14 protein-coding genes are annotated in these 14757 nt (G+C 36.5%); 13 read left to right on the top strand and 1 reads right to left on the bottom strand.

Features of this window, described 5'->3' with window-relative positions:
- Positions 1-2 precede the first annotated feature (2 nt).
- Positions 3-626, bottom strand: coding sequence for a spore protease YyaC (yyaC, locus tag AC4GZ8_RS14905; protein WP_491082685.1), 624 nt, complete (start codon positions 624-626; stop codon positions 3-5).
- A gap of 97 nt (positions 627-723) precedes the next feature.
- Between yyaC and AC4GZ8_RS14900 the strand changes: the two genes are divergently transcribed.
- The 13 genes from AC4GZ8_RS14900 to AC4GZ8_RS14840 all read left to right on the top strand — a co-directional run bounded on the left by AC4GZ8_RS14900 (position 724) and on the right by AC4GZ8_RS14840 (position 14604).
- A complete protein-coding gene (locus AC4GZ8_RS14900) occupies positions 724-1743 on the top strand; it encodes a YkvI family membrane protein (RefSeq protein WP_491082684.1) in 1020 nt (339 codons plus the stop codon).
- Between the two features lie 235 nt (positions 1744-1978).
- Entirely contained in the window at positions 1979-2848 is an 870-nt protein-coding gene (locus AC4GZ8_RS14895; protein WP_491082683.1) for a mechanosensitive ion channel family protein, read from the top strand.
- A 15-nt stretch (positions 2849-2863) separates the two neighbouring features.
- Positions 2864-3070, top strand: coding sequence for a DUF951 domain-containing protein (locus AC4GZ8_RS14890; RefSeq protein WP_491082682.1), 207 nt, complete (start codon positions 2864-2866; stop codon positions 3068-3070).
- A 14-nt stretch (positions 3071-3084) separates the two neighbouring features.
- Positions 3085-5091: a molybdopterin-dependent oxidoreductase gene (locus AC4GZ8_RS14885; protein ID WP_491082681.1), complete on the top strand. Its 2007-nt coding sequence runs from the start codon at positions 3085-3087 to the stop codon at positions 5089-5091.
- Between the two features lie 282 nt (positions 5092-5373).
- Positions 5374-6474 carry a redox-regulated ATPase YchF gene (ychF, locus tag AC4GZ8_RS14880; RefSeq protein ID WP_491082680.1) on the top strand — a complete coding sequence of 367 codons (1101 nt, stop codon included), beginning with the start codon at positions 5374-5376 and terminating at the stop codon, positions 6472-6474.
- A 135-nt stretch (positions 6475-6609) separates the two neighbouring features.
- Entirely contained in the window at positions 6610-6897 is a 288-nt protein-coding gene (gene rpsF / locus AC4GZ8_RS14875) for a 30S ribosomal protein S6 (protein ID WP_491082679.1), read from the top strand.
- Between the two features lie 37 nt (positions 6898-6934).
- Positions 6935-7441, top strand: coding sequence for a single-stranded DNA-binding protein (ssb, locus tag AC4GZ8_RS14870; RefSeq protein ID WP_491082678.1), 507 nt, complete (start codon positions 6935-6937; stop codon positions 7439-7441).
- A 37-nt stretch (positions 7442-7478) separates the two neighbouring features.
- Positions 7479-7718, top strand: coding sequence for a 30S ribosomal protein S18 (rpsR, locus tag AC4GZ8_RS14865; protein ID WP_026561616.1), 240 nt, complete (start codon positions 7479-7481; stop codon positions 7716-7718).
- Between the two features lie 478 nt (positions 7719-8196).
- A complete protein-coding gene (locus tag AC4GZ8_RS14860; protein WP_491082677.1) occupies positions 8197-9132 on the top strand; it encodes a YybS family protein in 936 nt (311 codons plus the stop codon).
- A gap of 38 nt (positions 9133-9170) precedes the next feature.
- Positions 9171-11144: a DHH family phosphoesterase gene (locus AC4GZ8_RS14855; protein WP_491082676.1), complete on the top strand. Its 1974-nt coding sequence runs from the start codon at positions 9171-9173 to the stop codon at positions 11142-11144.
- Entirely contained in the window at positions 11141-11587 is a 447-nt protein-coding gene (rplI, locus tag AC4GZ8_RS14850) for a 50S ribosomal protein L9 (protein WP_491082675.1), read from the top strand. Before AC4GZ8_RS14855 ends, rplI begins: the two co-directional genes overlap by 4 nt.
- A 130-nt stretch (positions 11588-11717) precedes the next feature.
- Entirely contained in the window at positions 11718-13073 is a 1356-nt protein-coding gene (dnaB, locus tag AC4GZ8_RS14845) for a replicative DNA helicase (RefSeq protein ID WP_491082708.1), read from the top strand.
- 244 nt (positions 13074-13317) lie between these two features.
- Positions 13318-14604: an adenylosuccinate synthase gene (locus tag AC4GZ8_RS14840; RefSeq protein ID WP_491082674.1), complete on the top strand. Its 1287-nt coding sequence runs from the start codon at positions 13318-13320 to the stop codon at positions 14602-14604.
- Positions 14605-14757: the final 153 nt, after the last annotated feature.

Below are 14757 nucleotides of genomic sequence, written 5' to 3'. Positions count from 1 at the left end.
AGTTAGTTTATTGCGGAATCTTGACTTTCTAGCCAATTCCTTCTTACTGATATGCGCTTCTCTAGGTATACAGTTTCAGCCTTGATAATCCCTTTAGAGATGATATCAGCCATACTCATAACCAAATGTAGTCTTGTATTTTGTAAAACAAGAAACTCCATATATCCACTAATGTTTACAATTCCGGTGATATGCATATCTCCGACCTCTGGTAATTCTTTGTTAACACCAGCTCCAGGTTTAATCGATCCTTTCGCTACTTCCATAAAGCCAACACTTTTAAATCGGCCTAAACAGGCATCAATAGCAATAATGAATGGGTTGCGATGTTTATCTTTTATAAATTGCAGCGTTTCCTCTAGATTCACTGCGTGAACAGGATCCTTTAAGGTGCCATAGACATGGAAATGCTTTAACTCTTTTTTTATAGCTGTACCTATTAAAGGACCTAAACAATCTCCTGTAGAACGGTCAGTTCCAATACAGATTATAACGATAGGCTTATAGAATAGTTTTGGTAAATGCTCTAAAACCATATTTGTTAAAAAGGATGTCGCTCTTTCATCTTCATAATGGATGCGATCTTGATTTTTTTCTGATTGAAAAAGTCCTGATTTTAGATTCATAGAATTCACTCCCATGTCATAGTAGTAACAGTATACGGAGAAATATTCGATTCTATACATGTTCGTTGTAATTAGGACAACCATAAGAGGTGAGAAAATGAGGTCAGGTATTAAATGGATGTTTCTTATCTTAGGAACAATAATTGGTGCTGGATATGCGTCAGGAAGAGAATTATGGGAATTTTTTGGCTTTGAAAGTGGACTGGCAATCGTTATTTTTACAGTCATTTTTATGATTGCAGTCTATGTCATAATGAAAATTAGTTATGAAGAAAGGTCTAGCCATTTCTTTCCAATTTTAGAAAGGTTAATAGGGAAAAAGCTTTCATATGTGTATGATGTACTCATTGTGTTGTATTTGTTTACGACAACGATTGTGATGATTGCTGGTGGAGGTGCCACACTCGAAGCTTTTTCTATTCCATACTGGGTTGGGATTGCTGTGTTTGCTGTCTTACTTATTCTTCTATTTGTTGGAAGCACAAATGGAATTATTAAATTAAATTCGATTGTTATTCCAATGCTTGTATTAGGACTTTTTTATGCATTATTATCCTTTAATATCTCTCATCATCATTCATGGGTATTAGATTTAAATAAACAATATAATTGGCCTGCTGCTTTTACGTTTACAGCCTTAAATATTTTACCGCTTATCGCAGTGTTAGCTGCAATAGGGAAAGAAATGAAAGGTTTGAAGGAAGCCAAAGTTGCTAGCATAGGAAGCGGAGTTACCTTAGGCGCTATTTCATTTGTTTACAATGAAACATTAGTACAAATGTCTGATTATCTAGCAGAATATGAAATACCTCTTTTTGCTGTATTAAAAGGTTCGCCATTTGGATTCTTCCTTTTTATGTCCATTATGCTTTGGCTTGCAATCTACACAACAGCTGTATCAGGTATCTTTGGTCTTGCTTCACGGTTAAAAGACCTAATGAAAATGCCCTTTTGGTTAATGGCAGCTATTTTAGTCATCATCATGATTCCTTTTACCCGTTTTGGGTTTGCAAACTTAGTCGCTATTTTATACCCTTTGTATGGGTTAATTAATCTTTATTTGCTTGTTACAATCCTGCTCTATCCAATCTTAAGCCGTTATCGAACAAGGGAATAGTTAACAAGTTCAGTCTGAAGGCTGGCGGTTTTATTTTGGTTTTATCTTCACCTTGGTTACACTTGTTGCAAATCATTTTCTGCCTTATACAGACATAATTTCTATTGCCACATTGGAATATATTTAATTGTTCAGTTTTCAATTTTTCATAAGAAATTCTTCAGTAGATGGAGTATAATTGGCTATGAAAATGGTGATTTAATGATGGAACAGTTTGATTATAAAGGGTGATTTTATGAAGATACTAGAAAAAATGTGGCTTCAGATTGTAGATTATATAACAGATATAGAGCTATGGATGTCATTAGGACAAGGTTTATTAAAGATTTGTTTAATACTCATTATTGCTACGGTCTTTATTCGTATCGGTAAACTTGCTATAAGTAAAATATTTTTATTTCGCGGGAAATCACCAATTCGAATATCCGAAAGAAGAGAAAATACGCTGGCAAAGCTTCTTGAAAATATTCTCACTTATGTTGTGTACTTTATTGCTATTATGATGGTTTTAGAAACAGTAGGCATTAATGTAGGAGCTTTACTTGCTGGAGCAGGAATTGTGGGTTTAGCAGTAGGCTTTGGTGCACAAAACTTAGTGAAAGATATTATTACCGGCTTTTTTATTATTTTTGAAGACCAGTTTTCTGTAGGAGATTTTATAAGAGTTTCAACGTTTGAAGGAACGGTTGAAGAAATAGGGTTACGCACAACAAAAATTAAAAGCTGGACAGGCGAAATTCATATTTTGCCTAACGGAAGTATAACAGAAGTGACAAATTTCTCTATTAATAATAGTATTGCTGTTGTTGATATAAGTATCGCCTATGAAAGTGATATTCCTCATGCAGAACGAGTGATTCAGGAGTTATTAATGGAAGTACAAGATAAGTATGAAGATATCGTGCACCCCCCTGAATTATTAGGTGTTCAAAATTTAGGCGCTTCAGAAGTGATCCTTCGTGTGACCTGTGAGGTTGAGCCGATGAAACATTTCCATATTGCGAGAATGCTTAGAAAAGATATTAAAATGAGACTGGATGAAAGAGGTATTGAGATTCCTTATCCTCGTATTGTGATGTATAACAGAAAAGAAGAAGTGAGTTAGAAGGAGGTATATACTTTGGATAAAGAATTTGGCCTTAATGATATTGTTGAAATGAAAAAGCAGCATCCATGTGGAACGAATGAGTGGAAGATTATTAGAATGGGAATGGATGTACGAATTAAATGCCAAGGCTGTGACCATAGCGTACTCATTCCGCGTAAGGAGTTTTCTAGAAAATTAAAAAAGGTACTAGTAAGACACGAGGAAGCAAACGAATCATAAGTGAGGATACAATTATGAAACAGGTTTTCAAGTCATCATGTCCTTTAAATTGCTGGGATAGCTGTGGGTTTGAAGTAACGGTCGAAAATGGCAAAGTGATAAAGGTTGAAGGAGATAAGGATCATCCGATTACACAAGGTAAGATTTGCGGAAGAGGTCGAATGCTCGAAACAAAGACAAACTCCAAAGAAAGAGTAACTGTTCCTCTAAAGAAGGTAAATGGCCATTTTGAGGAAATCTCCTGGAAACAAGCTCTGGATGAGATTGCTCAAAAAATGAGGGATATAAAGAAATCACATGGGCCAAGTGCTGTTTTGCATAGCCATGACTATGCAAATAATGGCTTGCTAAAAAACGTCGATAAAAGGTTTTTTAATTGTTTTGGAGGGGCTACTCATTTAGTTGGCAGTATTTGTTGGGGTTCTGGCATTGAAGCTCAGACTTGGGATTTCGGTCGTTCTGATAGTCACGCTCCAGATGACCTTCTTTATAGCCAAAACATTGTGATTTGGGGTAGAAATGTTGCAAGAACGAATATGCACTTGTTTCAAAAGCTGCAAGAAGCAAAGAAACGGGGAGCAACCATTACAGTCATCGACCCAATTTATAATGCAACAGCAAAAATCTCTGATGAGTATATTTCAATTAAGCCTGGAATGGACGGGCTTTTAGCCATCGGCATTATGAAATATCTCATTCAAGAAAAGAAGGAAGATACTAATTTTATTGAGCAATATACGGTAGGGTACAATGATTTACAAGAGCTATTAAACCAGTTCACTATAGATGAAATCTGTATAAAGGCTGAGGTTTCTTATAAGGAAATTAAATATTTAGCCTCGATCTATGAAAATGGACCAACATCAACATTCTTAGGTCTTGGAATGCAACGTTATGCAAATGGTGGAAATACAATCAGATTAATCGATGCTTTAGTAGCCATAAGCGGGAATGTAGGAGTTAAAGGTGGCGGGGCCAACTTTGGAAATATTCAAGTTGGTAAAAGCTTCAAAATGGATACTCTTACACGATCAGACCTAAATACGGAATCTAGATCGTTTACGATGATGCAGCAAGCAGATGGAATACTTCAATCAATTGATCCAGCTATTCAAATGATTATTGTGACATGCGGGAATCCAATTGCCCAAGTTCCTGACTCAAATAAAATCATTCAAGCATTTCAATCAGTTGATACAGTAGTTGTGATTGATCATTTTTTAACAGATACAGCCGAAATGGCAGATTATGTTTTGCCTACAACAACTGTCTTTGAAGAAGAAGATATTTATTATGCATCTATGTATCATCATTATGTAAATTATGGAGAAAAGCTAGTAGAACCTCCTGGTGATGCAAAGTCTGATTTATGGATTTGGACACAATTAGCAGAACGACTAGGCTTTGGAGAAGCATTTTCCTATTCAAGAGACGAGTTTCTCAAAATGGGAATGGCACATCTTGAGTCAGATGGAATCACACTTGAAAGGCTTAAAAAGGAAAAAAGAATCCCATTACCTGTTAAACATGTACCTTGGGAAGATCGAAAATTTTTAACTCCTAGCGGGAAGTTTGAGTTTACTTCAGAGCTGGGGGGTAAAAAAGGCTTTGAAGGGAAACCGCAGTATCTATTTCCAATAGAATCAGGGTTAACAAACCCTGAACTAGCAGAAAAATATCCTTACCAGCTATTATCTATTCATCCATTGCGATCAAACCATTCTCAGCATTATGTGCTAATTGAAGCGATGCAATCGGTGAAAATTGAAGTTTCAGAGGATATTGCCTTGGAAATGCAGTTAGAAGAAGGAGACCGGGTAAGAATTTATAATGACCGTGGAGAATTAACTGGTTCAGTTAAAATTCTTAAGAAGGCACATCCGAAGACAGTAAATGTTGATGAAGGTTTATGGCATAAATTTGGCGGCTCTGTAAATCTCCTTACACCTGATCGTGTATCAGATAATGGTTTAGGAAGTACTTTATATGATTGTTTAGTAGGATTAGAGAAGATAGAATAACTTTTTTTGGAGAGCTTTTAATAGCTCTTTTTTTACAAAATAATAAAAGTATAACATTTTACTGATTTTTGGTGTCAAGCTCCGAAGCACAAGACGTCGCGTATCTTTGCTGCCAGCACCCAGCAACTTGTGAGCTTTACACTTCTCCGACGATAAGTCAACATCGATGCTTGCGCTTTTCTAATCAGTAAGCTTGTATTTTACAGCTATTCTATCTATAATTGTTGAAGATTGATTGAAAACGGACAAATCTTTTTGTTTCATGATAGAGGAGTGGGATAAATGGCATTAACGGCTGGAATTGTAGGTCTTCCTAATGTAGGGAAATCTACACTATTTAACGCAATTACACAAGCTGGAGCAGAATCAGCAAACTATCCATTCTGTACAATAGATCCTAACGTAGGAATCGTTGAGGTTCCAGATGAACGTTTACAAAAGTTAACAGAACTTGTTAAGCCGAAGAAAACAATTCCAACAGCATATGAATTTACTGATATTGCAGGAATTGTTAAAGGGGCAAGTAAGGGCGAAGGGTTAGGAAATAAATTCCTTTCACACATTAGACAGGTAGATGCTATTTGTCATGTTGTACGTTGTTTTGCAGATGACAACATCACACACGTATCTGGTAAGGTAGATCCAATTTCAGATATTGAAACAATTAACTTAGAATTGATCTTAGCCGACTTAGAAACTGTTGATAAGCGTATTGAGCGAGTTGCTAAACTTGCTAAGCAAAAAGAAAAAACAGCTGTATTTGAACATGAAATTTTGGTAAAGCTGAAAGAAGCATTTGAAAGCGAAAAGCCTGCACGTGCAGTAGAATTTAATGAAGAACAGCTAAAATATGTAAAGCAACTGCATCTTTTGACAATTAAACCAATTCTTTATGTAGCAAATGTAAGTGAAGATGAAGTAGCAGATCCTTCAAATAACCCTTATGTAAAACAAGTACGTGAATTTGCTGCTGCTGAAAATGCAGAAGTAATTGTGGTTTGTGCGAAAATAGAATCAGAAATTGTTGAACTAGAAGGTGAAGAAAAAGAAATGTTCCTAGAGGAACTTGGTATCGAGGAGTCTGGTTTAGACCAGTTAATTAAAGCATCATACCATCTTCTTGGACTAGCTACTTACTTTACTGCAGGTGAACAAGAGGTTCGTGCTTGGACATTCAAAAAAGGCATGAAAGCACCACAATGTGCAGGAATCATTCATACTGATTTTGAGAGAGGGTTCATTCGAGCTGAAACTGTCTCTTATGAGGATTTATTAGCAGCAAAAACGATGGGAGCAGCACGTGAAGCTGGTAAGGTTCGTTTAGAAGGAAAAGATTATGTTGTTCAAGATGGAGATGTCATTCACTTCCGTTTTAATGTTTAATCGATTGATTAGTTATTTTTCCAAACTTGCGTGTTTTAATACTTTTTGTTATAATATCTAATTGTGAGTAATTTATTTATTTAATTGCTCCTTGCCCATTTATGGGCCGTTTAGACCAAAAGGAGGTGTAAGATGATGAGAAAGTACGAAGTTATGTACATCATCCGCCCAAACATTGAAGATGAAGCTAAGAAAGCTTTAGTTGAGCGTTTCAACAACGTTTTATCTGAGAATGGTGCGGAAGTGACAGAAGCGAAAGAGTGGGGCAAACGTCGCCTAGCATACGAAATCAATGATTTCCGCGATGGTTACTATATGCTTCTTCAAGTGAATTCTGAAGCAGCTGCTGTTCAAGAATTCGATCGTTTAGCAAAAATCAGCGAAGATATCATTCGCCATATCGTAATTAAAAAAGAAGACTAATCGTGATAGATAAGATATACAAAAAAGGATGGTTCTGATGTTGAATCGAGTTGTATTAGTCGGAAGACTAACAAAAGATCCAGATCTGCGTTATACACCAAGCGGAGTAGCTGTTGCTACCTTCACTTTAGCAGTAAACCGTACGTTTACAAACCAACAGGGTGAAAGAGAAGCAGATTTTCTTAACTGTGTGATTTGGCGAAAGCAGGCCGAAAATGTAGCGAACTTCCTGAAAAAAGGAAGCTTAGCAGGTGTTGACGGTCGTTTGCAATCCCGCAGTTACGAAGATCAAACTGGAAAACGTGTTTATGTAACAGAAGTTGTTGCAGAAAGTGTCCAATTCCTTGAGCCTAGAGGTGCAAGTGGTGGAGGAAACAGCAACAACAATAATAACTTTGGTGGATTCCAAGGGAACTCTGGCAATCAAAATCCATTCGGTTCAGATCAAAATCAACGTAATCAAGGTCGTACAAGCTTTGATGACGATCCATTCGCAAATGATGGAAAGCCTATTGATATATCTGACGATGATTTACCGTTTTAATAGATAAACATCTAAAATAGAAGGGAGGAAATTGATCATGGCAGGCGGACGTAAAGGTGGACGTGCAAAGCGTCGTAAAGTGTGTTTCTTTACATCTAACGGAATCACACACATCGATTATAAAGATGTAGATTTACTAAAAAAATTCGTATCTGAGCGTGGTAAAATCTTACCTCGTCGTGTAACAGGTACTAGCGCTAAATACCAACGCAAATTGACTGTAGCAATTAAGAGAGCTCGTCAAATGGCTTTATTACCATATGTTGCTGGTGAATAATAGATAGAAAGCACAGAGATGGATCTATTCCAATCTGTGCTTTTTTCGTCATTAAAGATCGCATTTTTGATGATGTTTAAGGGTAAGATTTAGTAAGGACATTAAATAGAATGACCTTAGTTATTCATACATATTATATTTTACCTACTAACTTTGGTGTAAGTGGGGATCTATATGATTAAATAAGAAAGCATAACACTTTACCAAGTGTTGCTGTCTGTCTCTAGTGTTCAGCAACTAGTGAACTTCACACTCCTCCTTAAGATAAGTCAACAGCGAAGCTTGCACTCTTCGTGTTTCCTTTGCTCGATATTAACGGCTATAAAGCTGGCTGCCCGTTAATCTCGGATAAGGCTCGTTATCCATAAGAGGGAAAGATCCTCCTTAATGGAAGTCTCGCTTATCTCATACGGAGTGCTCCAGTTCATTTATTGCTGATCCGGCGCTTGCACTTTTCTTAATTAAAGAGGTGTCATTTGTGAAAAAGGCTCATGTTTTAACAGAAGGAGCTGTATTATTAGCAATTTACTTAGTATTAATGCTGTTTGCAAGATATGTACCAATTATAGGGACGATCGTTCTATTTGTTTTACCATTGCCTTTTATTATTTTTACGATAAGGCACGGTATTTCGCTTACATTCCTCTTAATTTTTGCAGGGAGTATACTTTCAATTCTGTTCGGTTCAATTTTTAGTATAATAACAGCTGTTACATTTGGACTGAGCGGCTTAATAATGGGCTATTTTTATAAGCAAAAACAAACACTAGGTGTTTTGGTTGGAGGAAGTTTAGCTTATACCTTTAGCATCATTGTTTCTTATATTGGCGCAAAATTGTTCATGAATATTGATTTTATTCATGACTCAATTAGTATGCTAGAACAATCAATAAAACAATCGAAATCGATTTTGGAATCTTTTTCAACTGATGAAAAACTAAGTGAACAATTCACTCAGTTGGAGCAAGGCTTAGATTTAATGATTCATTTAGTTCCAACAATGTTTATAACAATTGGGGTCATCTCGGCTGTTATCACTCATTTGCTTGCCACCCCAATCCTTAAAAGGTTAAGATTCGATCTTGCTCCATTAAAACCTTTTCGAGACTGGAAACTGCCGCAAAGTATTGTATGGTATTATTTACTTGTTTCCATCTTGCTAATGGTGAACCTAGATAAAGATACCTTCCTTTTTATCGCTGTAATTAACCTATATTTCATCTTGCAATTTTTTGTTCTCTTGCAGGGTTATTCATTTATTTTTTATTACTCATTCACAAAAGGATGGGCAAAGGCTGTGCCAATTTCTATTATGATAGGTTCATTTCTTATCCCGATACTTCTTTATCTTATCAGAATCTTAGGTATAATTGATTTAGGCTTTCCTCTCCGTGGTAAAATAACGAAAAAATAGGTTTGTATTCACTGTTGCGAGGAGTTGATGAAAACAGCATGCCAAGTTTTTATGAAAAACCATTAATCCGTTATCCTATTTATGCACTGATTGGCGTAACAGTGATAGCAGTACTTGTTTTATCTTTTTATAATTGGATCCTTGGATCTATTTTATTAGTTATTCTAGCTATTGTCCTATATTTCATTAAAAGAGCTCTTACAGATTTCAAGGAAGAGATGGAAGAATACATAACAACGCTTTCATACCGATTAAAAAAAGTTGGCGAAGAGGCTTTAATGGAGATGCCAATCGGAATTATGCTTTTTAATGATCAATATCAAATCGAATGGTCAAATCCATTTATGACTTCTTGTTTTGATGAAGATACTCTTGTTGGCAGGTCTCTTTTTGATCTTGCTGATTCTTTAGTCCCGTTAATAAAACAAGAGGTTGAGTCAGACACAATAGCGTTGTACGACAGAGAGTTTAAGGTGATCATTAAAAGGGAAGAACGATTAATTTACTTTTTTGATGTAACTGAGCAAATTGAGATTGAAAAGCAGTATGAAGATGAACGAACAGTTTTAGCTTTTATATTTTTAGATAACTATGATGAAGTCACTCAAGGCATGGATGATCAAACACGAAGTGCGATAAATAGTGAGGTGACATCATTATTAAATAAATGGGCTAAGGATTATGGTGTCTTTCTTAAAAGGATCTCTTCAGAAAGATTTATCGGTGTATTAAACGAAGATATACTAACAAGATTAATCAAAACAAAGTTCTCAATATTAGACGAAGTACGTGAAAAGACGACCATTCATAATGTTTCGTTAACACTTAGTATTGGAGTTGGTTCTGGTGTATCTTCTTTACAAGAGCTTGGTGATCTAGCACAGTCAAGCTTAGACCTTGCTTTAGGACGTGGAGGAGACCAGGTAGCCATTAAGCAGCAAAATGGAAAGGTTAAATTTTTTGGCGGAAAGACAAACCCAATGGAAAAACGGACTAGAGTTAGAGCAAGAGTGATTTCACATGCTTTAAAAGAAATTGTCCTTGAAAGTGACAAAGTCATGATCATGGGGCATAAATACCCGGATATGGATGCTATTGGTTCAGCTATAGGGATTTTAAAGGTTTCACAAGTAAATGAAAAAGAAGGATTTATTATTTTAGACCCAGATGCACTTGATTCAGGAGTTGAGCAATTACTAGCTGAAGTCAAAGTACATCCGGAATTATGGTCAAGGTTTATTACACCTGAACAAGCACTTGAAATCATGACAGATGAAACGCTTCTCATTGTCGTGGATACTCATAAACCTTCATTAGTGATCGATGAAAGAGTATTATCCAGAAGTGAACGTGTCATTGTCATTGATCACCATAGACGGGGAGAAGAGTTTATAAAGGATCCGATCCTTGTCTATATGGAGCCATATGCGTCTTCTACAGCAGAGTTAGTAACAGAGCTATTGGAATATCAACCAAAGCATTTAAAAGTGAATATGATAGAGGCTACAGCCTTATTAGCGGGAATTATTGTGGACACAAAAAGTTTTACCCTTCGAACAGGATCACGTACATTTGATGCAGCCTCCTATTTAAGAGCAAAGGGTGCTGATACTGTATTAGTGCAAAAATTTCTGAAAGAAGATATTACAAGCTATGTAAAGCGTGCAAAGTTAATTCAACATGCCTCCATTTACAAAGAAGGAATTACGATAACAGTTGCAGAAGAAGATGATTATTATGAGCAAGTCACGATTGCCCAGGCAGCAGATACATTACTAACAATGAATGGGGTTGAAGCCTCATTTGTCATTGCAAAACGTAATGAGGAACTGATAAGTGTTAGTGCAAGATCACTGGGTGATGTGAATGTACAAATTATCATGGAAGCTCTGGATGGTGGCGGCCATTTAACAAATGCAGCAACTCAATTGCAGCAAACGACGTTACAAGAAGTAGAAAATAGATTAAAATTAGCAATAGAAGACTATCTAGAAGGAGGAACAAAATCATGAAGGTAATCTTTTTAAAAGATGTTAAAGGAAAAGGAAAAAAGGGCGAAGTAAAAAATGTTGCGGACGGATATGCACATAATTTTTTAATTAAGCAAGGTCTTGCAGTAGAAGCAACAAACGCAAATATTAGTTCATTAAATGCACAAAAGAAAAAGCAAGAGCAAGAGGCAATTGAAGAACTAGAACAAATGAAGCAATTAAAGGTTGAGCTTGAGAAATTAACAGTAGAAATCGAAGCGAAATCTGGTGAAGGCGGACGTTTATTTGGATCAGTAACAAGTAAGCAAATTGCTGATGAGCTAAAGAAAACTCATAATATTAAACTTGATAAACGCAAATTGGATTTACCAGATGGTATTCGTGCACTAGGATATACGAATGTTCCTGCCAAGCTTCATCCTGAAGTAAGTGCAACGATCAAAGTACATGTAAAAGAACAGTAAGTAAATGTTGGTAATGGTTGTGGTTTGGTGGAAAGATTGAAATTTGTCTTGAAGCGGAGCCACTTTTTTTTTATCCTTAATACTTAGAGATACTAATAGATTACTATAAACTTAAAGGACGGTGATCATCATTAACGAGTTACTTGGTGATCGTATTCCACCACAAAATATAGAAGCAGAACAAGCTGTTTTAGGAGCCATTTTTCTAGATCCATCCTCACTTACTTTAGCGTCAGAGCTATTAATTCCTGATGACTTTTATCGTGCCGCCCACCAGAAAATATATAATGCTATGCTTGAGCTATCCGACAAAGGTGAGCCGGTAGATTTAGTGACGGTGACATCAGAATTAGCTGATGCAAACTTACTAGAAGAAGTAGGCGGAGTTTCGTATCTAAGTGATTTGGCGAACTCAGCACCAACTGCTGCCAATATTGAGTATTATGGAAAAATCGTTGAGGAAAAATCAATCTTAAGAAGACTGATCAGAACAGCTACTACCATTGCACAAGATGGATATAGCAGAGAAGATGAGGTTGAGGTCCTACTCAATGAAGCGGAAAAGACGATTATGGAGGTTGCTCAGCGAAAAAACGCTGGAGCCTTTCAAAATATTAAAGATGTGCTAGTACAAACCTATGATAATATCGAAACTCTTCATGATCGAAAAGGTGATATCACAGGTATTCCAACAGGATTTATAGAATTAGATAAAATGACAGCTGGATTCCAACGAAATGATCTTATCATTGTAGCGGCTCGTCCATCAGTTGGTAAAACTGCATTTGCTCTAAATATTGCCCAAAACGTTGCAACAAAGACAGATGAAAATGTTGCGATATTCAGTCTTGAGATGGGGGCAGATCAGCTCGTAATGAGGATGCTGTGTGCTGAGGGGAATATTGATGCCCAAAGATTAAGAACAGGATCATTGACGCCTGAGGATTGGGGTAAACTTACAATGGCAATGGGGAGTTTATCAAATTCGGGGATCTATATTGATGATACCCCTGGTATTCGTGTTGGTGATATCCGTGCTAAATGTCGCCGATTAAAGCAAGAAAGCGGGCTAGGAATGGTTCTAATTGATTATCTTCAATTGATCCAAGGAAATGGTCGAACAGATAACCGTCAGCAAGAGGTATCTGAAATTTCACGTTCCCTGAAAGAATTAGCTCGTGAATTAAAAGTTCCTGTTATCGCGTTATCACAGTTATCTCGTGGTGTTGAGCAACGTCAAGATAAACGCCCGATGATGTCGGATATTCGTGAATCAGGAAGTATTGAGCAGGATGCCGATATTGTTGCTTTCTTATATCGTGATGATTACTATGACAAGGAATCTGAAAACAAGAATATTATTGAAATCATTATTGCTAAGCAACGTAATGGCCCAGTTGGTACAGTATCACTTGCTTTCGTAAAAGAATATAATAAATTCGTCAATCTGGAACGGCGATTTGACGATGAAGGTGTTCCAGCATAAGGGAGGAGATCAAACGCGTGATCTCCTCTTTTTTTGTGTATTCTCATTTGAATTGGAAATACTAGACTTTGGGGCAAAAAAATAATTGATGAAACAGAGGAGAAGAGTATGAAATAGTTTGTGTTCAATTTACGAACAAATACAGTAAATGTTTTTAATATTGTTCGTATTTACATTGACTTTCAAATCTGTGATTGATAAAATATACATGTTTGAATAGTGCGAAATTACGGAGGTGCACGGAATGTCTTCAGTAGTAGTTGTTGGAACTCAATGGGGAGATGAAGGAAAAGGAAAGATTACAGATTTCCTTTCTGAAAATGCAGAGGTTATTGCTCGTTATCAAGGTGGTAACAATGCAGGTCATACGATTAAATTTGATGGAGAAACATATAAGCTTCACTTAATTCCATCTGGGATTTTCTATAAAGATAAAATTTGTGTTATCGGAAATGGTATGGTTGTTGACCCAAAGGCACTTGTTAAAGAACTTTCTTACTTACATGAACGTGGTATTACAACAGATAATTTACGCATTAGCAACCGTGCGCATGTGATTTTACCTTATCACCTAAAATTAGATGAGGTAGAGGAAGAGCGAAAAGGTGCTAATAAAATCGGAACAACGAAAAAGGGAATTGGTCCAGCGTATATGGATAAAGCCGCTCGTGTTGGAATTCGTATTTCCGATTTACTAGAGCGTGACGTATTCGAAGAAAAACTATCTAGAGCCCTTCAAGAAAAAAATCGTCTTTTAGAGAAGTTCTATGAAGTAGAAGGCTTTACTGTAGAAGAAATTCTAGACGAATATTATGAATATGGACAACAATTTAAGCAATATGTTGTAGATACATCTGTTGTTTTAAATGATGCCTTAGATGAAGGCCGTCGTGTTCTATTTGAAGGTGCACAAGGGGTTATGCTTGATATCGACCAAGGTACATATCCATTTGTTACATCATCAAATCCGGTCGCTGGAGGAGTAACAATTGGTTCTGGTGTTGGACCAACAAAAATTAATCATGTTGTAGGTGTTTCAAAAGCATATACAACTCGTGTAGGTGATGGCCCATTCCCTACAGAGCTAAACAATGAAATTGGTGATCAAATTCGTGAGGTTGGCCGTGAATATGGGACAACAACTGGACGTCCACGTCGTGTAGGTTGGTTTGACAGTGTTGTTGTTCGTCATGCAAGACGAGTGAGCGGATTAACAGATCTTTCATTAAATTCAATTGATGTTTTAACAGGTATTGAAACATTAAAAATCTGTGTAGCTTATAAATATAAAGGTGAAACGATTAATGAGTACCCTGCAAGTCTGAAAGTATTATCTGAATGTGAACCAGTATACGAGGAATTACCAGGCTGGACAGAGGATATCACAGGAGTACGTAATCTAAGTGAGTTGCCTGAAAATGCGAGACATTATATCGAACGTATTTCTCAGCTTACAGGTATTCCGCTATCAATCTTCTCTGTAGGACCAGATCGTTCACAAACAAATGTGATTCGCAGCGTGTATAGCTAAGAATAACTAACGAGAGGGATGTGTAGTCATCCCTCTTATTTTCTGTTAGTACGATCAATAATCTTTTCTATAGGCTGTTTTCGTTTTCGCATACTCTGTTTTTTATGTAGTGTTAAATGTGCAAATTAGTTCGTTCCATTCCACTATAGAGTT

It is taken from the genome of Metabacillus sp. RB-C-LZQ-3-1 (assembly GCF_058315175.1).
Note: the sequence above shows the minus strand (reverse complement) of the source record. Positions and strands in the feature narration are given on the sequence as shown.

Bases quoted from the DNA above. Each gene is read 5' to 3' on its own strand.
- yyaC (WP_491082685.1), bottom strand. From the start codon at position 626: ATGAATCTAAAATCAGGACTTTTTCAATCAGAAAAAAATCAAGATCGC.
- AC4GZ8_RS14900 (WP_491082684.1), top strand. From the start codon at position 724: ATGAGGTCAGGTATTAAATGGATGTTTCTTATCTTAGGAACAATAATT.
- AC4GZ8_RS14895 (WP_491082683.1), top strand. From the start codon at position 1,979: ATGAAGATACTAGAAAAAATGTGGCTTCAGATTGTAGATTATATAACA.
- AC4GZ8_RS14885 (WP_491082681.1), top strand. From the start codon at position 3,085: ATGAAACAGGTTTTCAAGTCATCATGTCCTTTAAATTGCTGGGATAGC.
- ychF (WP_491082680.1), top strand. From the start codon at position 5,374: ATGGCATTAACGGCTGGAATTGTAGGTCTTCCTAATGTAGGGAAATCT.
- rpsF (WP_491082679.1), top strand. From the start codon at position 6,610: ATGAGAAAGTACGAAGTTATGTACATCATCCGCCCAAACATTGAAGAT.
- ssb (WP_491082678.1), top strand. From the start codon at position 6,935: ATGTTGAATCGAGTTGTATTAGTCGGAAGACTAACAAAAGATCCAGAT.
- rpsR (WP_026561616.1), top strand. From the start codon at position 7,479: ATGGCAGGCGGACGTAAAGGTGGACGTGCAAAGCGTCGTAAAGTGTGT.
- AC4GZ8_RS14855 (WP_491082676.1), top strand. From the start codon at position 9,171: ATGCCAAGTTTTTATGAAAAACCATTAATCCGTTATCCTATTTATGCA.
- rplI (WP_491082675.1), top strand. From the start codon at position 11,141: ATGAAGGTAATCTTTTTAAAAGATGTTAAAGGAAAAGGAAAAAAGGGC.
- AC4GZ8_RS14840 (WP_491082674.1), top strand. From the start codon at position 13,318: ATGTCTTCAGTAGTAGTTGTTGGAACTCAATGGGGAGATGAAGGAAAA.